The 20,175-nt window shown below is 62.0% G+C and carries 22 protein-coding genes and 2 pseudogenes; 11 read left to right on the forward strand and 13 right to left on the reverse strand.

Annotated elements, in window-relative coordinates; genetic code table 11:
- Positions 1–915: 915 nt before the first annotated feature.
- Both AB0N24_RS20270 and AB0N24_RS20275 read left to right on the forward strand, forming a co-directional pair.
- Positions 916–1,467 (forward strand): hypothetical protein, encoded by a 552-nt coding sequence (locus AB0N24_RS20270; RefSeq protein ID WP_364128183.1) that lies wholly within the window; start codon positions 916–918, stop codon positions 1,465–1,467.
- A 922-nt stretch (positions 1,468–2,389) separates the two neighbouring features.
- A complete protein-coding gene (locus tag AB0N24_RS20275; RefSeq protein ID WP_364128186.1) occupies positions 2,390–2,602 on the forward strand; it encodes a hypothetical protein in 213 nt (70 codons plus the stop codon).
- Positions 2,603–3,050: 448 nt separating this feature from the next.
- Here AB0N24_RS20275 and AB0N24_RS20280 read toward each other — a convergent pair whose 3' ends face one another.
- The 3 genes from AB0N24_RS20280 to AB0N24_RS20290 form a co-directional block, all read right to left on the reverse strand.
- A complete protein-coding gene (locus AB0N24_RS20280; RefSeq protein ID WP_364128189.1) occupies positions 3,051–3,383 on the reverse strand; it encodes a DUF6510 family protein in 333 nt (110 codons plus the stop codon).
- A complete protein-coding gene (locus AB0N24_RS20285) occupies positions 3,380–4,027 on the reverse strand; it encodes an FAD-binding oxidoreductase (protein ID WP_364128191.1) in 648 nt (215 codons plus the stop codon). The genes AB0N24_RS20280 and AB0N24_RS20285 overlap by 4 nt, the downstream gene beginning before the upstream one ends.
- 100 nt (positions 4,028–4,127) lie before the next feature.
- Entirely contained in the window at positions 4,128–4,718 is a 591-nt protein-coding gene (locus tag AB0N24_RS20290; protein ID WP_364128194.1) for a molybdopterin-dependent oxidoreductase, read from the reverse strand.
- Positions 4,719–5,070: 352 nt separating this feature from the next.
- Between AB0N24_RS20290 and AB0N24_RS20295 the strand changes: the two genes are divergently transcribed.
- The 3 genes from AB0N24_RS20295 (at position 5,071) to AB0N24_RS20305 (ending at position 7,136) form a co-directional block, all read left to right on the forward strand.
- Positions 5,071–5,334: a hypothetical protein gene (locus AB0N24_RS20295; protein ID WP_364128197.1), complete on the forward strand. Its 264-nt coding sequence runs from the start codon at positions 5,071–5,073 to the stop codon at positions 5,332–5,334.
- Positions 5,335–5,822: 488 nt separating this feature from the next.
- Positions 5,823–6,074: a hypothetical protein gene (locus AB0N24_RS20300; protein ID WP_364128200.1), complete on the forward strand. Its 252-nt coding sequence runs from the start codon at positions 5,823–5,825 to the stop codon at positions 6,072–6,074.
- Between the two features lie 444 nt (positions 6,075–6,518).
- Positions 6,519–7,136, forward strand: a complete 618-nt coding sequence (locus AB0N24_RS20305) for a DinB family protein (protein WP_364128203.1) — start codon at positions 6,519–6,521, stop codon at positions 7,134–7,136.
- 342 nt (positions 7,137–7,478) lie between these two features.
- Here the strand turns inward: AB0N24_RS20305 and AB0N24_RS20310 are convergent, their stop codons facing one another.
- The 4 genes from AB0N24_RS20310 to AB0N24_RS20325 all read right to left on the reverse strand — a co-directional run bounded on the left by AB0N24_RS20310 (position 7,479) and on the right by AB0N24_RS20325 (position 10,277).
- Positions 7,479–7,889, reverse strand: a complete 411-nt coding sequence (locus AB0N24_RS20310; RefSeq protein WP_364128206.1) for a DUF1016 N-terminal domain-containing protein — start codon at positions 7,887–7,889, stop codon at positions 7,479–7,481.
- Positions 7,890–8,213: 324 nt separating this feature from the next.
- Positions 8,214–8,837, reverse strand: coding sequence for a LysE family translocator (locus AB0N24_RS20315; RefSeq protein ID WP_364128209.1), 624 nt, complete (start codon positions 8,835–8,837; stop codon positions 8,214–8,216).
- A 13-nt stretch (positions 8,838–8,850) separates the two neighbouring features.
- Positions 8,851–9,891, reverse strand: coding sequence for a hypothetical protein (locus AB0N24_RS20320; RefSeq protein WP_364128212.1), 1,041 nt, complete (start codon positions 9,889–9,891; stop codon positions 8,851–8,853).
- Complete coding sequence (locus AB0N24_RS20325) at positions 9,888–10,277, reverse strand: carboxymuconolactone decarboxylase family protein (RefSeq protein WP_364128215.1); 390 nt, start codon at positions 10,275–10,277, stop codon at positions 9,888–9,890. The genes AB0N24_RS20320 and AB0N24_RS20325 overlap by 4 nt, the downstream gene beginning before the upstream one ends.
- 67 nt (positions 10,278–10,344) lie before the next feature.
- On the opposite strand from AB0N24_RS20325, the gene AB0N24_RS20330 reads away from it, so the two are divergent.
- Positions 10,345–10,923 carry an ABATE domain-containing protein gene (locus AB0N24_RS20330; protein WP_364128218.1) on the forward strand — a complete coding sequence of 193 codons (579 nt, stop codon included), beginning with the start codon at positions 10,345–10,347 and terminating at the stop codon, positions 10,921–10,923.
- Between the two features lie 269 nt (positions 10,924–11,192).
- A pseudogene (locus AB0N24_RS20335) lies at positions 11,193–11,677 on the forward strand (recombinase family protein).
- Positions 11,678–12,047: 370 nt separating this feature from the next.
- Here AB0N24_RS20335 and AB0N24_RS20340 read toward each other — a convergent pair.
- From AB0N24_RS20340 to AB0N24_RS20360, 5 genes are all read right to left on the reverse strand, one after another.
- Positions 12,048–12,248 carry an AbiV family abortive infection protein gene (locus tag AB0N24_RS20340; RefSeq protein WP_364128220.1) on the reverse strand — a complete coding sequence of 67 codons (201 nt, stop codon included), beginning with the start codon at positions 12,246–12,248 and terminating at the stop codon, positions 12,048–12,050.
- 150 nt (positions 12,249–12,398) lie between these two features.
- Entirely contained in the window at positions 12,399–13,097 is a 699-nt protein-coding gene (locus AB0N24_RS20345) for a DUF2306 domain-containing protein (RefSeq protein WP_364128222.1), read from the reverse strand.
- A 163-nt stretch (positions 13,098–13,260) separates the two neighbouring features.
- Positions 13,261–14,220 (reverse strand): NAD-dependent epimerase/dehydratase family protein, encoded by a 960-nt coding sequence (locus tag AB0N24_RS20350; RefSeq protein WP_364128225.1) that lies wholly within the window; start codon positions 14,218–14,220, stop codon positions 13,261–13,263.
- A complete protein-coding gene (locus tag AB0N24_RS20355; protein ID WP_364128228.1) occupies positions 14,217–14,810 on the reverse strand; it encodes a hypothetical protein in 594 nt (197 codons plus the stop codon). Before AB0N24_RS20355 ends, AB0N24_RS20350 begins: the two co-directional genes overlap by 4 nt.
- A gap of 5 nt (positions 14,811–14,815) precedes the next feature.
- Positions 14,816–15,631 carry a DUF4386 domain-containing protein gene (locus tag AB0N24_RS20360; RefSeq protein WP_364128231.1) on the reverse strand — a complete coding sequence of 272 codons (816 nt, stop codon included), beginning with the start codon at positions 15,629–15,631 and terminating at the stop codon, positions 14,816–14,818.
- Between the two features lie 101 nt (positions 15,632–15,732).
- Between AB0N24_RS20360 and AB0N24_RS20365 the strand changes: the two genes are divergently transcribed.
- The 3 genes from AB0N24_RS20365 (at position 15,733) to AB0N24_RS20375 (ending at position 18,244) form a co-directional block, all read left to right on the forward strand.
- A complete protein-coding gene (locus AB0N24_RS20365; RefSeq protein ID WP_364128234.1) occupies positions 15,733–16,452 on the forward strand; it encodes a TetR/AcrR family transcriptional regulator in 720 nt (239 codons plus the stop codon).
- 344 nt (positions 16,453–16,796) lie between these two features.
- The gene (locus AB0N24_RS20370) at positions 16,797–16,940 is read left to right on the forward strand and encodes a hypothetical protein (RefSeq protein ID WP_364128237.1); all 144 of its coding nucleotides are present in this window, start codon (positions 16,797–16,799) and stop codon (positions 16,938–16,940) included.
- A 380-nt stretch (positions 16,941–17,320) separates the two neighbouring features.
- Positions 17,321–18,244, forward strand: a complete 924-nt coding sequence (locus AB0N24_RS20375) for an aminoglycoside phosphotransferase family protein (RefSeq protein ID WP_364128240.1) — start codon at positions 17,321–17,323, stop codon at positions 18,242–18,244.
- 535 nt (positions 18,245–18,779) lie between these two features.
- Here the strand turns inward: AB0N24_RS20375 and AB0N24_RS20380 are convergent.
- A pseudogene (locus tag AB0N24_RS20380) lies at positions 18,780–18,944 on the reverse strand (transposase); the annotation flags it as partial.
- Positions 18,945–19,485: 541 nt separating this feature from the next.
- Between AB0N24_RS20380 and AB0N24_RS20385 the strand changes: the two are divergent.
- Positions 19,486–20,118: a Mov34/MPN/PAD-1 family protein gene (locus tag AB0N24_RS20385; RefSeq protein ID WP_364128461.1), complete on the forward strand. Its 633-nt coding sequence runs from the start codon at positions 19,486–19,488 to the stop codon at positions 20,116–20,118.
- The last annotated feature ends 57 nt before the right edge of the window (positions 20,119–20,175 follow it).

Genomic DNA, 20,175 nt, shown 5'->3' on the forward strand with positions numbered 1-20,175 from the left:
TGGGATCCATGGTGTCGCTCATGATCAGTCCTCCCCGCCAGGCAACGCCCGGCGTGTCAGGCCAACCCTGGATCCACCGTTATTCAGACAGTCCCAACAGCAAAACTAGGAGCCATTGTTTGGCCATGCGATGCCCCAGTCAGAGGCGTTGGGCCGGCACCCTATGACCTGTGGTCGCATCGCTGAAGACTTGACGGACCTAATTGTCCAGAGAAATTTGGACAATTAGCCGGCCGTCCGGTCCACGGGGTCTGCGTCAGCCCGACCAGGCCACGTGAACGGCCTGGCGAGCGGGGCACTGGGGTGGAGAGTGACGGAGCCTTCTTGTTTACCCTTCCAAGGAAGGCGTATTCGTCGTGCCACGGCCATGGATGAAGTGGTGCGTCCGAGGCTGTATCTGACGGTGCGGTCGTTCTTGGTGCCGCAGATGAGGATATCGCTGGTTTCGTTCTGCTTCATTTTTGCATCCGATGCATGATCAGCCCTCCCCCAGTAATTCCCACACGCCGCCCTGTCGCTGGGAGTAGAACCCTCGATGGGGTCGCGGAGTTTTTTCGCGACTAATGCCGGAGCGCTGGCGTCCCCCTCGACTCTGTCCACAGGTTTCAGCGGATCCGATCCCCCCAGCGGTGAACGCCAAATACTGTTCGGGAGTCCTGCTGCATCTTGGTGACGGGGTCTCGGGGTCGGACCACACTTCGCCGGACCCTTTCGCGTCGTTATGAGGGATAACGGTAGCGTGCAGGAACGGTGTCAAAAGTGCTTCTTTAGGCTTGAAAACTGCCCTAGAAACACGCCGGCGTGACCGGAATCGAGTCCCTCTAACGGTTCCGCGCCGAAGCGGACACAACGCTGTTTGAGGGACTTCAGGGCTCCTACGCTTGAGCTATCCAATCACTCGAAGGGTGGCACACCGTGAAAAAATTTCATACGTGGCTGGCAGTCATCGTTATGACTGTCGGATTGGGTTTTCTGGCTCCGGGGCCCGCCTCGGCAACCATGTCCTATTGCGGCCTCGAATGGGGATCGCTGGCAGATTCAAATCCAGCGATGAGTACCGCGTCGGTCACCGACGTCAGGACGGGGCAGCACCTCTGCTTCGACCGGATGGTGGTTAATCTCAACGGCCCAGTGGCCGGCTACACCGCCCAGTATGTTCCCCGCGTTGTGCAGGACGGTTCAGGGTTCACGATTCCGCTGCAGGGCAGGGCCTTCCTTCAGGTGACTGTGAACGCGCCCTCCTATGACAGCGAGACCGGCACCGTCACGTACAGCCCGGCGGCCAAAGCCGAACTGTCCAACGTGACGGGGTACCAGACCTTCCGGCAGGTCGCCTACGCAGATAGCTTTGAAGGCTATACAAGCATCGGCCTCGGCGTCCGTGCACGGCTACCGTTCCGGGTGTTCACCTTGGACGGACCGGGCTCCGGGTCGCGGCTGGTAATCGACGTAGCGCACTGCTGGTGACTTCGGTTACCTGTTGAACCGGCGTTGAGGTAAGCACAGAAAACCCATGAGCGGCGCCCCGCACGGAGACTTCCGGGCAGGGCGCCACTTTTTGTGCGACGCCGCTCCGCGATCGGACAACGGAACACCACCACCAATACGTCCCCGCCTGAGGGTTGGGGTTGTAACGGCGTCTTGTTGGTCTGCCGGAAACCATCATGTTGACCTGGGCACAGGTGTGGTCCGCTGCCACAGGACCCCCAATCCCCGCCTCCAGCTCATCTCCCTGACCCATCTGACGGCAGCTCGGCTTACTTCATCAGCGGGCTCGCCTTCGGTGCGCTGTACGCTCCCAGACACTTCGATTTTTTCCGGCCTGGAGCCGAGCTGCGCGTTGGGGCTGCACATCCAGTCCATGGCCTGAGCCGGCGTGAACGCACCGTGAAGGTGCCCTACCAGGGCGTCGAGATCCGCAAGCTGAAGCCGGCCGTGCGCATTCGGGGCATCCTGGCCCGACGCCCAGCGGTCCAGAAGTTCCACATTAATGCCCAGCAAAGGAGCCACAGCATCCGCGGCCATCGAGTTTCTGAGCCGTTCGACTATTGCCCTGGGCTATAGCCGGGGGCGTCCCGCAACTCCGCGAGACTGGCAAAAACCGCTGTGGCAGACAATGCCGGTTCTTCCGCACTCATGTCCTGAAGCTGTCCCATGATTCAGTCTTGTTTGTTGGCGCCCCGTTGGCGTAGGGCCACAGGACCTCCGGACAGTGACAGTTTCGGATGGCCGGGAGGACAGCTCATTCGGGCCGGAGAACCCTTGACAACTTCAGCTCAGCAGGCGGGAAGTAGGAATAGGTAGGCCAAGGTTGTGCAGCTGGCCAAGGCCCTTAGACGACACGCCGATATGCTCGGCGTGGCCTACAGGAGAGGACACGGCAGCTGCCATGGATCACGATGACCTGCAAACCCGGAACACACTGAAGCGTGTCCGCGAAGGGGAACTCCTCCTCGTCCAGGACATCCGATTCCGGGTCCTCAGCCGATACCGCGACCGGAAGCTTGTGACTCTCGAACTCGAGAGTTCTGACGGCGACAGGGCGACCCTTATCGGGCACCGAAATGCACCCGGACCGGTTAGCCACCGCCCCAACTCCTAGCGCATGCGTGTTCAATGAACGCCCTTTGCTGCCCTTCGTGAAAGATGAACGACGCCGGGACCCCGAATATGGTCCGGGTCCGGTCACGTGGTGTCCGCGGGTTGAGGAGGCACTGCAGTATCGGTTTGGTTATTCGGAGTGTGTCGGGATCTCGGATTGCAGGACCTCCGGAGTCTCGCCGTTGACCGGCCGCAGCGGCGCGAAGGGATCATCTGCTGTGAACCTGTACAGGTGCGCGTGCGCGTCCTCCCAGTCGAAGGCCGCCTGCAGGACCTGATGTACGTGATTCAGAGCCAGGGAGCCACAGATCTCCAACCGTGGACTTCGCAATCCCCCGACTCCGCCAATACCTCCGCGAATAGATTGACGGAATCTGCAATATCGGCCTTCCGAAGCGGTGAAGGAGGAGTCCTGACTGAGGCGGTGTCGACGCCAGGGCTCCTGGTGCCTACTCCTCGCGGTCAATCTCCAAGTAGCTGAGGCCGCTCAAATCCAGCCAATATTGCGTTGGTGTTTCCACCAATCGCAGCAGCACGCCCTGGCAGTCGCGGCACCGGACCACAATACCGGGCGCGTCCGTGAAGACCATGGCTTCGCCAAAAGCCCTGACTGAGCCGCAATGCCTGCAGCGTCCCAGCGCAGCGATGATGTCGATGCGGAACACTTCGGACAGGGCGCCGGCCGCGGCGTTCCCGTCCACATGCGCAATCGGGTCATGGGGTCCCGCTGCAATGTCGTGGTCTTCGGCGTCGGGGACAGCAAAGTTGTCGGGGCTGTTCACCGGATACCTCCCGTCCCGCCAAACCGTTCGGTCTTTATCGACTCCGGCGAATAGCCGGCCATCACAAGCCAGTCCGCAACGGTCTCCACGAAGACTGTTTGGCCGCAAACAAAAACATCCAGATTCTCCTCAGCTGGGAAGATCTTGCCCAAAAGGCTCTCCGACGTAAGGCGCGCCGGCGTGGCCGGCCAGCCCTCCGGCGTCGAGCGCGTATAAACGTAGTCGACCATCAGTTTGGCTGTTTCCTGGTCCAATCGGCGCAACTCGTCGCGGTAAAGCGAAGCATCCGGAGACTTGAGGGAATAGAGCAACCTGAAAGGGGCTGCGTTATTGGAAGCCTGATGGGCGCGGATCATCGACATCAGCGGCACTACACCTGACCCTCCCCCGATCAACTGCACCCGGTTCGCATTGCTCGGCCGCCAGACAAACCAGCCGCCCACCGGCCCACGGATTTCCAGCCTGTCTCCGACGGCCAGGTCCCGGACAAGATACGGCGACACTTCGCCGTCGGGCAGCTCATCCACGGTGATTTCCAGATGCTCATCTGCACTTGCGGATGCCACCGAGTAAGAGCGGACGGCGGTATACCCATCATCTGCGGTGAGGCGGATATCAATGTGTTGGCCGGCCAGATGTCCCATCAAACCATCCACGCGCAGCCTAACGGTCCGGGCTGTGGCGTTTTCCAGGACCCCACCAACCACTTCAGCGACACGCCATACGGAGCTCACAGCCAGGGCCTCACGCGTACCGCTCCTCACGCCACGGATTGCCGTGAAGATGGTAGCCATTCGATTCCCAGAAACCGGGAACGTCTTCCCCTGTCAGTTCCAAACCATGAATCCATTTGGCGCTTTTCCAGAAATACAAGTGCGGCACCAAAAGCCGTGCCGGACCGCCGTGGGCTCGTTCGAGCGGTTCGCCATCGAACTCCCAGGCCACCCACGCCTTGCCGCCCAAGAGGTCCCAAAGCGGAACATTGGTTGTGTAGCCGCCGAAGGAATGGGCGGTGGCGAAGTCGCTGGTCGTTTCCACGTTTATGAAAAGTGTGTCCAATGAAACTCCACGCCACGCTGTTCCCAGTTTTGACCAGCTGGTCACGCAGTGAATGTCTTTGGTGATTTCCTCCTGCGGCAGGGCCATGAACTCATTCCAGGACCACGAGAGCCGCTGGCCATTCTCTGCGGCAATGAAGAACTCCCATTCGTCGACGGGGATAAGCGGAGCAGGTCCCGCCGTAAGGACGGGAAAGTCCTGCGTTTCATGCTGTCCAGGAGGCAGTGCAGGATTCTCGGACCGCCGTCCACGAAAACCGGAAGAAATGATACCCATGATGCACCTCCGCAGTGGAGCTCCACCCGGCCAACGACCGTTGATGCCCCAACCATAGGGCAACGTCCGGGCGTGGTCTAGGGATCAGCGAGACTGAGCCAGTGTGTTGAGCAATAACCAATCCCATATTGAAGTAAACAAGCTGTCGGCGCGCGAGTGGTGCCCGGTAGAGACACACCCCACCCTGACATCGTCGAGCCCAGTGATCAGGGCGCTGCGATGGCAAGCGGACCTTGGCGTGCTGCTCCCTCACCTCTGGTAAAGGCCCGAAGCGGACGCCGGAGATAGCATTTTGGCATGTCAGAAATCTCGATCAGCGGTTTGCAGTTGGCTGCCATCTCGGAAATGGTAGATGTTGCCCGAAGCCTGGGTAGTGAGATTTGGCTGCGTGGCGGATGGGCAATGGAGTTTTACCTTTGGTCGAGTCACCCGTGAACACCTCGACGTCGATTGGTATGTCTGGAATAGCGAAATGGCCGTTCTTGCGAACGCACTTGTCGCCCGGGGCTGGACCGATGTGGGGCAGCACTCGGCTGAACAGCAGCGCGATCTTGCGAAGGGATCCGTGGAATTTGGGATCGCCCCGCTAGCCCGCGCGGGGACGGTCGAGTTGTGATTGGTGGAGGATTTTGGCGGAATGCGGCATTGCCCAAGGACATACTTGTCAACGCCCTGGAGTGTCAGCTTGGAGGGATTCGATGCGCTGTTATCAGTCCCGCCGCTTCACCACCAGAGCCACCCCTTCAGGACCACCGCCCTGGGACCACCGATCACGTCGCCGCAGGCATACCTGGCTTGTCGGTGAGTCTCGGGGGCGTTTATCGCCGACTTTCAGGGTCATCCCAATTTCGGAGAGATTGATGTTTTCAACAGCACACCGATGTCAGCAAGTTCGATGTTGCAGTTGTCGCACCCTCACCCATTTCATCGTGCGGGGCAAACGTACATGGCAGTGGCCCGAACTTATGCGGATGCGCTTGCTCGAAGTCGGTTGCACGGTGGACGACCGGCTTACGGGCACTTGTGGACGGAGAGTTATTGCGTTGAGCCACGACACCCCCATTGACTAGTCATATGCGGACCCACAAGGAGCTGAACGAACTGATGGAAATCTCACCTGAAGTGTTGCAACTCGGCACGAAGCTGGCTGAAAGTATGGCCCGCAACGGTGCGGCCATGATCACGGACAAAATACGAGCGATTTGTGCATCAGCGCGCCAAGAAGACGTCATTGCGGGGTTGGTAGAAATCATCAGTGATCTGCTGGATGATAAAAGTGAGCTAACGCGTATCGCCAGTCATACCAGTCGGAACTGGTGTCCCAGCAACAGACAAGCGGCGACGTCAGGTATATAGCCGACACGGTCTTTCCACTTCTAGAAGCAATGGCGGGAGCCGGGTCCGAAAAGGACAACGAGAAGCTAAAGCAACTGGAAGCAAATGAAACCACTGCTCTCCGTTGAAACTGTCAACGTCCTGCAACTACTGGGCTTCAACTTTCGACGGGAATTGGGGAACCCTTGACTACTCTTTGCGAGCGTAGGATTTTGTCCCAAGTTAATCGGTCCAATGAACTTCAGCTCGAATCGACTCGTTACCAAAGAGCTCTGGTTGAACTAGCCCTTGATCCGGATGCGTACGATCGGTTCCGGTCTCTGGTGGGGGCTGGCTGATCTGTCCTGAACGCTGAAGGATCCCTTGGCGGGCACTTGGTTGTGGACAGCCAGCAGATGCCCCGAAGACGAACATCGACCGTGCGTGGGCGCCTAACGGCATCTCGGGGAGTATAGGCTACGTGCCATGATGACCAACCAGCGCCTCAAGCCACTGCTCGAGCAGTACGACTGGGCGACGGAACGACTTCTCACTCGGCTCGCCGGGCCCACCAGCAACTCGGGTGATGACAGCGACGTCGACGTACCGGTACTGACGGATGCCGAGTACCTTTGGGAACCGGTCGACGCGTGCTGGTCGGTACGGAGGCGCGCCGATGGGCCCGGACCGGGTGCCATCAAGCTCATCGGCGCGGGTGAGTGGGGGCGAGACGGCGCCCCCGAAAGTCCGTGGCCTCCGCCCCTCACGACGATCGCCTGGCGGCTTGACCACATCTCCGAGACGCTGTTGGGCCGATCCAACCACCTCGGGGGCGACCGAACGTTCGATCGAGCGACGTACGAATCACGACCAGATGCAGCCGGCGCTATCGAGAGGTTCCGTCAGGCCGCGGCCGACTGGCGCCGGGTACTACTCAGTGTCGATGAGTCCGACTATGACCGGACCGGGCTAAGCAGCTACCCATACGGCAGCGATGCCGAGGAGACGTTTCCGTCGATCGTGTGGTGGGAGAACCAGGAGATCCTGCACCACGGAGCCGAGATCGCGCTGCTCCGCGACCTCTACGTTCACCGCGCTCAGTAGCGACGAGCGCGCACCGCGGACAGCTCAGCTGGCGGAGTCTCTACGAAGCCGGCAATTCCATGAATGTGTCCCGCGTCATAGAGAATTTAACGTCATCTCGTGCACGAGATGATAAAGAGGATTACGTCCGCATCGGTGCATAGGTGCCCGCAAGCCGATCGGCTTACGGGCAGGGCGAACCCCGCGCATCTTGGTCCTCTATGCTTTCGGCATGGGATGTGGGAGGTGACTGTGCACCCGCAGCCGTCGCGTGCACTGATGAGGCGCGTGACGGATCAGGAGCGGGAACTCGCTTGGCTGCTTGAACATCCGGATATGGACGTCTGCACGGGCTTGGATCCGTTAGGCTGGCCGGCATCGGTTTGGGTGCTCCACGCCATGTACGAAAATCCCCGACACCACCAACCGGGGACCTACGAGAACCTGAAGCGGCGCCGACTCACCGCTGAAGCCGAGCGAGCGATGATCGGCGACGTCAATTTGGACGAAATGACCACCAACGTCGGCGTCCCCCTCCATCGAGCGGATCATCATCATGTTTATCAAGACGTTCCGCGACCACCCATACTGGATGGCTGCGGCGTACCAGGCCCGCTCTTCGGCGGTTGCCGCCTTGTCCAGAATCGTTCGGATGTGGCCCCACGGCAAATGTGCCACAACCTGTGGCACATTTTCGATCCGCGCCGCACCATCGCGGTCATGTATTGCAGGTTCCGGGCGGACAAGCCCTTCATATCCGGAAGTCGTCTGCACTGCGGTGTATGTCCTGCGCGGATCACTTACTGGCGTGCCGGTGGCGTCGTCTGTGTGCTTCGGGATTTGTGCAGCAACCAAGAGCGAGCACGGCGCAGGGCTAGATAGAGTCTCTTGACCGCCTGGGACGATGCCTCGGTGCCAACCCGTCATACGCCGATCTAAGCCATCTCCTGGGCTTGGCGGCGGAGAGTTCCAGGTGAAAGCCGCGAAAGCGGACGCTCCCATCGGTCGGCTTTCTTGTATGACGCCGCCGTCCCATTTCCTTGGATCTGCAACGGTCGCGCAGCTTCCCAGGGAATGCGACAGACCAGGGTGCTCTGCTCAGTACGCTGAAGCAGCCGTGCCAATGCCTAGGGCGCAGAGGATGAGACCGGACATCTTTTCGATGGTGCGGCTCACCTTGGGTTGGTTGAGCCATGCGCTGGCTTTGGCTGCGAGAAGACACAGTATGGTCAGGTACACGAGGACAATGACGGCAAGAGTCCCGCCCAGCAGCATGGTGAGCGCGAACACTGTCCCACCTTCAGGCAAGAACTGTGGAACGACTGCGAGGAAGAACAGCCCGACTTTGGGGTTCAGCATGCATGAGACAAGCCCTGCCCTGGCCGATGACATGACGCCGGTCGTGCCAGGGCCTATTTCAGCCGGACCTTGCCTGCCTCGCTTCCGGCCACGGACTGCCTGGGTGCCAAGATAGAAAAGGTAGAGCCCCCCGGTCAGTGTCAAGGCACGGTACGCTTCGGCGGATGGTTCGATCAGGGCAGCCAGACCGATGGCGACCATCAAGGCCCACACGACGTTGCCAAGTGCCGAGCCCAGGGCAGCCGCGATCCCGGAGCTCAGCTGTTGCAGGCTGAACCGTAGGATGAGGAGACTGTCCGGTCCCGGTGTTACCGCAAGGGCTGCGCAGAGTCCGCAGAAGGTGAGGTAGGACGAAAGGGCCATGTGGTTCATCAGGTCAGGGCCCAGCAGTTGGAGCAGAATTAGCGCTGGTCGCTCGACTGAGGGAGCCGGAGTCTCTCCGCCCCGGGTCCGTGCCCGCAAGGTCCACGAGTTCAGCGGACGTGCTGGCGCTTTCCTTCCCCCGATAGTGCTCGATCTTTGCCGACCGCTGCTGCCACGCCAGTCGAGGAGCGGAAACAAAGATTGAGTGGACTACCTCTGATCCCAGGTGCCTTTCGATATCGTTCTTCGTGCGCCTGAGCAATCCGCCCATGCCGGGGCCGCCGAGGACACCTTGTGCACGCGCTTTCGTGGTGTCGGCACCCAGAAGTAACTGCGCCAAGTGGCCGGCCGCAACAAGTTTCTGGATCAGTGGCATGAGCCGCCAGTCCGTCAGATGGTTCACCGCAGAGGGGCCGTCGAGAGTGAGAAAAGCCCCTGACTGAGCTAGATCCCCCGCATAGTATGGGTCCGGGTTACGGCCAATATGCCCCAGGATTAACGAATCAGGTGCAACGCCCTCGGCCATGAAGGCGTCCAGGACTTCGTGGCCGGCGGTGCCTCTTTCCAAGTGAACGGCGATAGGCACGCCGGTTGCATGATGGGCAACGGCAGCAGCTTCCACGCTTTCGCGTTCAAATGCGTTCATGCTGCGGTACCCGGTGCCCACCTTGATCAGACCACATCGCTGTTGATGGACATCGTCGATGAACATGCCCGCCAACTCCCCCGCTTTTGCGTTCGCGACGGGATTCCCCGGCCCGTACAGTTCGCGGCGGTGCCGTCCGGTTGCGGCAACGATGAGGTTATCCGTGGTCTGAGACAAGGTGCGCAGCCACGGCAGGCCGCGGCGCAGGCCGCGGGGCGTCCATTGAATAACCGTAGTACCTCCGGCCGCGGCGAAATCCAGCAGTTCCCGCCTGGCGGCGTCGTAGTCCTGCAACTCATCACCGGGCAGGGCTGGTGTCGCCAGGAACAGGTGATCGTGGGAGTTGACGACACCGAGCCTATCCGCGGGGACGTCTCCGGTGAGGGTGCGGACAGTGTGGGCGGTCATCTCGCACTGCTACTGTCCGAGGCGGCTGGATTGACCATGCGCAGTGCCGCCAGTGCGCGAGGGAGCCCTATGTACGGGATGAGGTGGACAACCGCCTCAGCAATCTCCTCGGAAGTCATCCCGATGCGCTCACAGGTTCGGACATGTCCCACGAGTTGTGGGTCGACACTGCCCAGGGCAGCGAGGGCCCCAAGGTTGAGCAGCTGGCGGTCCCGGAGGGTCAGCGCAGGGCGCTGGTAGGTGCCGCCAAAGACCGCGCCGACAATCCAGTCGTCCAGTCCCGGAGCGGCGGCCGACACAGTTGCCCGCCAACCTTCGGTGGTTGCTGCGTCCTGCAGTTCGGCAAGCGTCGAAGCGCCGGCGATCGGGTCGAAAGGGCTGGTCATTTTCGCCTTCTGATGTAATGGCCTGTCCGTTACGGAGCGTAACGGTTTACACGTTACACTAGAAGATATGAACTCTGAGACAGATTTTCGCTTCGACGGCGGGGCTACATGGCTGAACCTGTTGGCCACGCAGGGCCAGTCGTTCGGTGCACGCCCAATCGAGCGGCTCCGTTCCCCCTCCGACCTTCACTCCTGGTTGACTCTTGCCGGGATGGAGCCATCCGATCAGGTCTCCGCCGGCGACCTGGCCAAAGCGATCTCCCTTCGGGAGGCGCTGCGGGATCTCGCCATGAGCGCAGTGGAGGGCCGCGAACCGTCAGCGCATTCTGAGGATTGCGTGAACTTCACAATCGCTGCTGGGCGGAATGCTGATCCCGGGCTCGGCCGGCTGCAGTCGACGCCGAAGACTCGGATGCCCGTATCTGCCGCACTCGCCGCCGTCTCCGTCCAGGCGGTCGTTTCGTTGAGGGGGCCGGACCGTGGGTATCTCACGGAGTGCGGCGAGAGCGACTGCCGGTGGGTATTCCTCGATCCATCCAAGCGGCGTCGCTGGTGCCCGTCACCAGCCTGCGCCAGCCGCGGAAGGGTGCGAGCACACCGTGCCAGGAGCGGAACCACGGAACCGACAACCGAAGCTGCGACATAACAGCCATCCCGGTTGCCACGCCGGATCCGCGGTTTGCCCGCGTGGCTTGGGGGCCCAGTTCCTTGGTTGTGGGACAGCCCCGATGGGACACCCCCCACTGCTCGGGATCCGTGGAATGTCGCGTAACCTGACTGTCCCGTAAGTTATCCCAAAAGTCCTGCCACAGTCACAACATTCGGTACGGTTCCAGGCATGGACATTGGCTCGGCGAGAGTTCGACGGCGAAAGAAGATCTGGCCCGGCAGCTGGACGCCCTGGCGGCCGCCGGCATCAAGAACGAACACATCTTCGTGGACAAGAAATCCGGAGCCACCACCGCCCGCCCCGGACTCCACGAAGCACTGACCGCGCGAGGGACGGTGACGTCCTGATCGTGCACACCCTGGACCGGCTTGGCCGCACAGTCCGGGACACCCTGAATATGGTCCACGGCCTCAAAGAGCGCGGTGTGGGTGTCCGGACCCTGGCTGATCCCCTCGCCATCGACACCACCGAACCTGACTCGCCTATGGCCCAGCTGGCATTCGTCATGCTGGCCCTGTTCGGGCAGATGGAACGCACCTACGCGGCCGAGCGCGCTTCACATGCGCGGGCGGTGCCCACGGCCAACGGCCGGCGCACCGGCCGGCCGTCCGTGGTCGATCCCGCCAAACTCGAACACCCCGCCCTACTCCGGACGCTGTGGCGCACATGGACTCCCAAATCGAAGCAATCGCTACGCAGGCCTAGTCAACTTCCTCGGGAGCATCACTAACTGTTCCACTGTCCGCGTGCGGCACCCACGTGGCTACGGCCTCAGTCGGACCTGAATCTGGCATCGCATGCCTAAAGGTCAAGACGTACCTTCCCCCAGGAAGATCCATCGGGAACTCTGGTGTTTCTCGAAGGTCGGACTGTCCGTCCTTGTCCCCACCTGCGTAGGTAACGTTCAGCTTCATATCCGCAACCGTAGAACACCAATAGACCTTTTGAAAGACCCCGGTAGACCCCTCGAGTTGAGCACCAGCGACAGGGCTCTACCGAACCGCACAGACACCTAGAAATTGGTTCTTAGCCTCCGAGGTCGTCTGCACCGGCCAACCATCGTCATTCCCACGTTCTCGCGACCCCGACCAGGTCAGTGGTTACTTGCCAAACTTCCCTGTGGTTCGCTTCGATTCCCATCGGTCGAGCTGTCGCAACTCTTCCTGAGCAAGCACCGTTAGGGACCATGCGCGGCCAAAAGACTCGGAACGCAGTAAAAGCTCCGCGTCGCGCACCAAAGACGCAGCGTTAGCCATCAGAGCTTTCCAAAGCTCCCGGGCATTCTTTGCAGAAAGCTCCATGCAACAACCTCCGAGTCCATGGCGTCGTCTGGAACCTATCAGGTCCAACAAGTCTCCCTCGGCATGAGGTGTTCCACTTCCTTGGAACCGGCACACCCTACGGGAGTGGGACGGCTGCCTTCACTGGATACGGGCTTCTGTGGCCGGGGCCTAAGCGGGCCGGAGGGAAGGGCGGTGCTGCGTCCGCGCCGGTCCTTGGGCGCGCCGGTAGATGAAGTATTCGGCTACGGCGAGGCTGATGACCCATGATGCCCCGATCAGCAGCGCCCGGGTCAGCTCGTCAACCGGTCCTACCAGGAGAATCCAGGGAATGGTGACTACAACGATGGTTCCCTGGGCGATGCCGATGGCGTACGCCCGGGACATCCACTCACTGTGTCTGACGTACTTCCGGCGCCGGACCGCGATGAATCCCAGGACGATGAAGGCCACCATGGCGGAGCCGAAGACCAGCCGGAGGACGAGGAGAAGCGTTCCGTCCAGGGGTGGGAGGTCGTAGAAGATTGCCATCCACAAGCCGGACAGGGCGGCAAGCAGTCCGGTGGGGGCAAGGATGCGTCCGGCAATCTTGTGCCAGCTGGTCCTGCCGCGCTTGCTCCGGCGAAGCGAGGGTACGAACTGGAACGCGCCCAGCAGCAGGTAGACGGTGACGGCGGGTATGTGGATCAGCACGGGGATCGGCGAGTCGAAGAAGCGCGCGTTGTCCGGTGTTATCTGACCTCCCGTTAAGTCGGTCAGGCGCACTGCCCCTGCGATTATCGGGACGAGGCTGAGGAAGATCAGGGCGGCGGGCACGAGCCATCGGGTCCGGGGGTTGTTACGGGAACGGGGAATGGTTGCGGTTGTCATGGTACGGCTCTCTGGTTGGTGTGCTCACGCACTCACAGGGATTTAGTCAGTCCGGGAGCCCCTGAGAATCCCAGCGGTCAAGCGAGAAGCGGTGGTGCGGGTTCCGGCTGCCTGGTCCATTCCGGATCCCTTATTCGATCGGCCGACAAGGGATTGAGGATGTTTACCGGACGGCCGCGGACTTATCAGGTCTGTAACCCAGAAGTGTTTCGGCGAGGGCCTCATCAATGGGGGTTGCTGTGAGGCCTAGCCGGTCCGTGATTTTGCTGCTGTCGACGATGAAGGGTTCCTCGAATTGGTACTGCATTTCGAGGAGTTCACGGATGGTGGGGTTGAAGAGGCTGAGGCCGCGCAGGAGCAGCGGCGGCAGGGTTCGGAGTCTGGCGCTGGGCTGGCCGGCAAGTTTGTAGATCATGTCGACAAGTTCTCTTGTCGTGCGGGTGTCGGGGTCGTTGGGTAGGTGCCAGATTTCTCCCGGGGCGTCGGGATGTTCGCCGAGGACCGCGAGGCCTTCGCCGATGTCAGGGATGTAGGTGTAGGTGTGGGGCTGGTCCGGGTCGCCGAGCACATTGGCGGTTTTCCCGGCCAGGGCGGCGGGGAAGGCCCGGTCGCCGAGGTTGGATTGAGCGCCGCCGCGGGGGCCGAAGTAGTCGGAGGCGCGACCGATGGCGACTTGGACGCGGCCGGCACTGTGGGCAGTGAGGAGCTCTTGCGACATCCTTGCCCGGAGTTGCCCTTTTTTCGTGTGGGCGTTGTTCGCGCGGTCCTCTGTCAGGGGGCGTCCGTCGGGGCGTCCGTACATGTAGACGTTTTCCATGCTGACCAGGCGGGCGCCGCTGCTTTCGGCGGCGGCGAGGACACCGGACTGCAGGGCGGGGAACTGTGCGCTCCATTGAGAGTACGGCGGGTTCAGGGTCTGATAAACGACGGCGGCGCCCCGGGCCGCCTCGGCGGCGAAGACCGGATCGCTGGCGTCCCCTGCGGCGACCTCGATGCCATCGGGAACGGGTGCCTGTCCTGACCGGTTCACGAGCCGGACGGTCCGGCCGCGGCGCCGGAGGGCGTCGAAGGTGGCGAGTCCGATGGCTCCGGTGCCGAAGATGACGTGCAGTCCGGTACTCATGCTGTTGCCGCCGAGGGCGCCTGTCCGGCACGCCGCTCCCTTACCCGGAAGGGCAGGACGACCTGGAGGAGGAGTCCTGAGATCGCGGTGACGACGAGTGCTCCGCTGGCGCCGAAGACAATGAATTGCTGGCCGACCTGAATCATGAAGAGGGTAGTGATGGTCCATCCCAGAGCCCACAATGCCGGCATTGCCGCGGCCCAGATCCAGCGCCGGTGCATCCCGCCGGGCAGGGCCAACGCTTGGGCGGATCCGAGGACGAGGCCATTGATGGCCCCCATCAGGGCAAGATCGGTGAGGGACGTGCGGTAGCTGACGGCCGCGGCGCCGAGGAAGAGTCCTGCGCTCATGCCGATAGTTGTTGCGGGGATCCACGTTCGGGCCTGCAGCCGGCCGCTGCTGGTGAGTGCCTGGCCGGCGCCGATGATGAGCCCTGCTATGGCCCCTCCTGCCAGGGCTGGAAGCGGCCCGTCCACGTGTCCGGTGACCGCGCTTCCGGCGAACCCGGCCAGTGGCAGGGCGAGGAACCCTGCGGTCCAGAGTAACCAGCTGCGAAGGAATGTCGTTCGGGATGATTTGGTGCGGTTCATGTGGGTCAATTCCTTTTGCCGGTCGTTGGGTGCCGGGGTTCTGTGGGTTCTGTGGGTTCTGAGGGAGAGGAGGTAACGGAGGGCGCGGTGGCTGTGGGGTTTCTGCGGCGGGCGGAGCGGATCAGGATGCAGACGCCCAGGGCCGCCACCCACAAACCCCAGCCGGTGCTGCCGAGGAGGCCGGCCAGGTCCCAGATCGGGAAGCCGGGGACTGCGGTGGCAAGGATGTCGCCCTGGTTCAGTACGTAGATGATGCTGACGAGGAGCCCTGCGGCGCCGAGCCAGCGCGGAAGGATCCCGCTGCGCAGGATGATCACGCTGAGGGTGACTGACCACGCGATGACAAGCAATTGGCCCAGATGTTCTCCCAGGAGCGCTCCGCCGAACTGGTGCTGCGCTGTCCAGGCGGCGTCTACTGCGGCTTGCGTCGTGGCGTCGCCACCGACATATGAGGCGGAAAGGGGTGGAACGACGAACACCCAGCGGAGGAACCCGATGAGAGACAGGAGCACCGAGGCGGCACCTACGTATGTGGCGACGCGCAGGGCCGGATGATCGCGGAGGCCGAGAGCACCGGGCAGCAGCAGGACCGGCACCGCCAGGAGTCCGTAGGTCCAGGCAGTTGCGAACCAGGTCCAGACCAGCCCGGGTCCGCCGGCCGCGAAGGCCGGCAGCACAGTGCTGGCCGGTTCCCGCAGAATGTCCGGCCAGTCAAACGTGACCGAGAGGGTTGTGGCAGCCGCGGCGAAGGCCAGGGAGCTCACGACAAACAAAGCACCGGTGACCCGTAGGAGGTTCCTGTCCGTGTAAGTGGGTGTCATGGTGTCCGTCTTCCCGAGAATGTTGCACGCCGTACAAATAGTGTACGATGTACAAATACTGTACGACGTACAGAATATTGTCAAGCGACAGGACCCGAAAGATGGCATCACCAGCCCGTAAATCCAGACCCGGACCCCGCCGGGCCCTCACCCAGGAGGAGATCCTGGAGGCGACACTGGACCTTCTGGATGAGGGCGGCATGAAGGCGGCGTCGATCCGGGGCATCGCTGCGCGGGTTGGCGTGGCGCCGAACGCGGTCTACACATACTTTCCCGACAAAGCCGCGGTGGTTCAGGCGATTGTTGAGCATCTGCTCGGACTGGTCGATCGTGCGGTCTTCGCGGACCGCAACGTGCCATGGCGCCTAAGAATTGAAGCTCTCGCCCTGGAGCTGCGGGAACGACTCACCGCCCATCCAGGGGCGGTCAACCTGATGATTGGCGGACCCATGAACGGTCCGCACGCACTCGCCCTGAACGAACGCCTCATGGGGATTCTCGTGGATACCGGCCTCACACCAGGGGACGCTGCCAAAGCGGCCTATCTGCTGATCGTCTACGTCTTCGGCTCGATAGCCCTGGAAGTTGCGGATTCCGGAGAAACACACCGGTTGCCCCCGGAAGCAGAACGGATAGCAGCACGGCAGGCAGGCTTTTCCGCCATCCCGGCCGAAACCCATCCCCTCTCCGCCGCCGCAGCCGGCACCATGGCTGGCTACATATCCACCGAGCAGTACATGTGGGGACTCCGCAAAGTGCTCGACGGCATCACTGCAGGGCTCACTTCGGAATCGGACACATCCAAGGCATTTGCTGGCTAACCGCCTGGATCAACTTGTGCCCCGGCTGGGCTCTTGAAAACGAAGGATCCCGAGAAAACATCCAATCGAGAATCCCGGGGTCGATGGCTCATCGAAGTCGCGCGACGTCCTGCCTGTGACTGTTAACTCGGAATGGCGGTTAAATCGCTGCTTGAGATGGCGGTTTTGCGCAGTTCCGTATACGTAAGGCTGGGCGAATGAAGAAGATGCAGGCTAGTGCAAGACAGCGGGGAACCCGTCGTTGTTGCGAGCGGAAATGTGACCCCCGGAGTTGCCAGCGTGAGGAAGCTGGGACAGGCTGACTTCACCGGTGCTTCAGATTCTTGGCCAAAGACGGGACTCGCATGATCGTTGACTTCATCCTCGAGCTAATCGTGGTTGCGCTTACGTTCCTGGAGCAGCTGTTCGATCGCCGAAGGCCCTCAGCCAAGGGCAGGCTCCGCAAGAGTCTGGAACGCGTGAAGGCCAGGCGATCCGAGAACCCCTGATCATTCCTCTAAGTCGGTCGTCTGCACCCTGACCTAATAGGGTGGCAGATCGTTCGGATCTTGGATGTCGCGCAGGTGGGCCAGGAGAACCAGCTGGGTGCGGTGGGGGCTTATGGCCAAATGTCGCAGCAGCGACGCCCCGCAGGTCGGGATTGAGATCGCCTTGGACCCGGATCTCGCCTGCTTGCGCTGAGTGGTCCCCGGGCGCATCACATAACCGTAGGGTTTCGAGGCGCAGAGGATCCGAGACACCGAATCGGGCTAAGGCGTGTTTGGTAAGTGGTCGGGCTGTGGCCGTTCGTCGGCGTGGCGGTGATCGTGAGCATGCATTGCGGGAAAGTTCGGTGCATCGATGAACTGCCAGCTCCTAGAATGAGTGGGTGAACCTTTCGCATCTCGGCGCGCCGATCGGGCCGATGATTCGCGTCCACGGCGGGTTCGCCAACCGGATGTACCGGCTCGACACCGACCAGGGGTCGTTCGCGGTGAAGGAGTTGAACCTCGTCGACCGCCGCTGGACCTATCGCGTCGAGGACGTGTTCAGGTTTGAGCGGGCGGCCTTCGCTGCCGGCATTCCGATGCCAGAGCCGATCTCGGCCAGCCACTACACGCTCGTTCACCGATGGGTCGAAGGCGAGAAGGTGCCCGAAGCGCCGGTGTCGGCGGCGTACGCGTTTGAGATCGGTGAGATCCTCGCGCGCATCCACGCGCTCGACGTCGCGTGGACCCATGTGTCGATCGAGGACCCGACGTCACGGGACTGGTCCGAGCTCGCCGCGCGGGCGGCGGCGACCGGACAGCCGTGGGCCGACGAGCTCGCCTCTCACGTCGAGACCTTCCTCGCGATTGCCCACTTCGTCGACACCTGCGAACGGCCAGGCCCCGTCGTGCTGACCCACAGGGACATCCAACCGTGGAATCTGCTCGCTCGAGAGGGTCGGCCGGTGGTGCTCGACTGGGAGCTCTCGGGGATGCTCGACCTGTCCAGTGAGCTCGGCTCGACCGCGCTGAGCCTCGCGAAGAGACCTGGCTTCGACGACATCAAGCCCGCCATTTTCCGCTCGGTTCTCGACGGCTATGTCGCGGGGGGCGGAGCGCTGCCGCCGTCAGGTCCAAGCTGGTTTGTGTTCATGATCGGCGGCTGGCTGGGGCACACGAGGTGGAACATCCTCCGGTGCCTCGCCGGTATCGAGGCGAGCACCGGCCCCGACCTCGCGCTGTCGCACGAGTCCGTGCGCAACGGGGTGCGCGGCCTCCCCGACCTGTTCGGCCGACTTCCGGAGCTCGAGGCGCTGCTCGTGTGACAGTGACCTGCGTCCGTGCTTGGTACGCGGCGTAAGGCGCGCTCCCGATTCCATCGTCCCGATCGCCGAAGGGGACTCGTCGGGGTGACAGGTAAAGGTGGCAGTGCCCGGTGCCGCATCGACCAGGGTCATGTTCAGTAGTTCGCCCATCGGTGGGGGTGGCAGTTTCTTGCCCATCATTGAGTGCAGGTATTCCAAGCCGCTCATGCCGGGCATGGCTGCCGCGCCAATGGCCGGATCGTCCCAGGCTAGGACTCGTTTACGCTTCACTAGTGCTCCTCTTGTTCGTAGTTCCTGGCGGCAGACGCCGGCAAGGATCCACTACTTGTATCTGGGGTAAACGAACGTCCTCGTGCCGGACCCGTTTGCGTTGCCATTCTTTGTTGTGCCTTGAAGGGTTGTTGAGACGCACCCACGCGCTCCGCGCAAGCTAATGCCCAAGCCGGCACTGAATACGAAGGCTATTTGAAATGAACGCCGGCCCCTGGGGAATCATTTCCGTTGCAGTTTCACGCGTCAGGCTGCTGCGGTGGCCGGACAAGGAATCCAGGATCCCCTCGCAGCCGGGCTCGTCGTTGGGCGGGGCCTTATCGAAGAGCTTCTTCCCCGCACGGTTCAGGGCCACGGCATGGTGGCCGGATTTTCCGACGTCCCAACCAATGAATACGTCAATATCCTGCTGATCCAGAATCAGCCCCACACTCGCTCCCTTGTTCGCACGTCACTGTCTGTACTGGCCGTCAACGGCGGCAGGTGTCGGCATCGACGTTGCGAAGGACCGATCGTCGTGCCTGACCCATTGTCGTGCCTCTATCAGCGATCAACTGCCGCCAAGCCGGTACGGTTGCAACACCCCCTGTGAGTCTTGAACAACTGGGGGCAGAAACTATGCCGGGACCGACCGGCCAACACACCCTTATGCTGCAACAGGACCCGGGCTACGAAAAGGGTGACGGGGCGGGTTGCTGCTGACTCCTGGCACCCGTCTACTTAGTCTGTTACGGTGCCGAGGCTGGAGGTACGGGGGGTAGACCGGCCATCTATGGCTCCGGAAGAGACAGTAGCCGGGCTACTCACCCAAACGCGAGTGTGGGCGGCTGCATGCCGCTGCCCGCCGTCATAGGTGCGACACTAGCCGTGGTCGCGGTACTCAGCTAGAAAGCTCGCAAAGCCAGGCCAGCACGACATTCCGGTTAGACCGGCCCAAAAATGTCCGTGAGGGCACCCTTTGCGCTCCACGGATTCGCACTTGGTGCCGGGTTACTTTCGTACCTGACACGGCTTGGCAGGCTTCCGAGCTCGCCAAAATCTACGCCGAACGGGACCGCCGAGTGTCCTATTTGGGAGATTGGCACACGCATCCAACCGCTCAACCAATCCCGAGCTCCCGCCACCTGGAAACTCTCGGAGTGATTGCTGCGTACTCCCCGGCGCGTTCCCCGGAGCCTCTGATGGCTATTCTGGGCAAGGAAGCGCTCGACCAAGTAGTTTCTGGCGCCCGGGCGGGCCTCCCCGGAGGGCGGCTCATACCTGTAGGGGCCGGCATAGGGCTGTCGGGGGAAAGGCGGGACGCCGTGCAGTTCCAGAAAGGACTGGGTCCGCCGCGGGCGGGCGCTGGCGAGAGCAGTAGAAGGCATGGTGAGCATGGTCGCGAATATCCTCGTTGTCTCCTTTGGCACACCATAGGGCATGGGGCACTTCGTCTTGGAAGTCAAACGTGTCATTGTGGACCCGGCAGCGCGCGGCCTCGTGCGGCGACTCGACTGGTGGCCGGACTGGCGCAGATGGCAGCCGTGGCTGGCGCCAGGCGGGTCATTCTTCAAACTGGCGACGAACAACCAGAAGCAGAAGCCCTGTACCCGAAGATCGGCTAGAGATACATACCCGGCTATTCGCCCTACGACACCGCGACATCACAGTCAGTCTGCTTC

This window comes from Arthrobacter sp. NPDC093128, assembly GCF_040683875.1.
Lineage (GTDB): Bacteria > Actinomycetota > Actinomycetes > Actinomycetales > Micrococcaceae > Arthrobacter.

What these genes read in the sequence shown, in the direction of transcription:
- AB0N24_RS20275 (WP_364128186.1), top strand. Translation starts at nt 2,390, where the DNA reads ATGGATCACGATGACCTGCAAACCCGGAACACACTGAAGCGTGTCCGC.
- AB0N24_RS20285 (WP_364128191.1), bottom strand. Translation starts at nt 4,027, where the DNA reads ATGGGACATCTGGCCGGCCAACACATTGATATCCGCCTCACCGCAGAT.
- AB0N24_RS20290 (WP_364128194.1), bottom strand. Translation starts at nt 4,718, where the DNA reads ATGGGTATCATTTCTTCCGGTTTTCGTGGACGGCGGTCCGAGAATCCT.
- AB0N24_RS20295 (WP_364128197.1), top strand. Translation starts at nt 5,071, where the DNA reads ATGTTGCCCGAAGCCTGGGTAGTGAGATTTGGCTGCGTGGCGGATGGG.
- AB0N24_RS20300 (WP_364128200.1), top strand. Translation starts at nt 5,823, where the DNA reads ATGGAAATCTCACCTGAAGTGTTGCAACTCGGCACGAAGCTGGCTGAA.
- AB0N24_RS20305 (WP_364128203.1), top strand. Translation starts at nt 6,519, where the DNA reads ATGATGACCAACCAGCGCCTCAAGCCACTGCTCGAGCAGTACGACTGG.
- AB0N24_RS20315 (WP_364128209.1), bottom strand. Translation starts at nt 8,837, where the DNA reads ATGGCCCTTTCGTCCTACCTCACCTTCTGCGGACTCTGCGCAGCCCTT.
- AB0N24_RS20320 (WP_364128212.1), bottom strand. Translation starts at nt 9,891, where the DNA reads ATGACCGCCCACACTGTCCGCACCCTCACCGGAGACGTCCCCGCGGAT.
- AB0N24_RS20325 (WP_364128215.1), bottom strand. Translation starts at nt 10,277, where the DNA reads ATGACCAGCCCTTTCGACCCGATCGCCGGCGCTTCGACGCTTGCCGAA.
- AB0N24_RS20330 (WP_364128218.1), top strand. Translation starts at nt 10,345, where the DNA reads ATGAACTCTGAGACAGATTTTCGCTTCGACGGCGGGGCTACATGGCTG.
- AB0N24_RS20340 (WP_364128220.1), bottom strand. Translation starts at nt 12,248, where the DNA reads ATGGAGCTTTCTGCAAAGAATGCCCGGGAGCTTTGGAAAGCTCTGATG.
- AB0N24_RS20345 (WP_364128222.1), bottom strand. Translation starts at nt 13,097, where the DNA reads ATGACAACCGCAACCATTCCCCGTTCCCGTAACAACCCCCGGACCCGA.
- AB0N24_RS20350 (WP_364128225.1), bottom strand. Translation starts at nt 14,220, where the DNA reads ATGAGTACCGGACTGCACGTCATCTTCGGCACCGGAGCCATCGGACTC.
- AB0N24_RS20355 (WP_364128228.1), bottom strand. Translation starts at nt 14,810, where the DNA reads ATGAACCGCACCAAATCATCCCGAACGACATTCCTTCGCAGCTGGTTA.
- AB0N24_RS20360 (WP_364128231.1), bottom strand. Translation starts at nt 15,631, where the DNA reads ATGACACCCACTTACACGGACAGGAACCTCCTACGGGTCACCGGTGCT.
- AB0N24_RS20365 (WP_364128234.1), top strand. Translation starts at nt 15,733, where the DNA reads ATGGCATCACCAGCCCGTAAATCCAGACCCGGACCCCGCCGGGCCCTC.
- AB0N24_RS20370 (WP_364128237.1), top strand. Translation starts at nt 16,797, where the DNA reads ATGATCGTTGACTTCATCCTCGAGCTAATCGTGGTTGCGCTTACGTTC.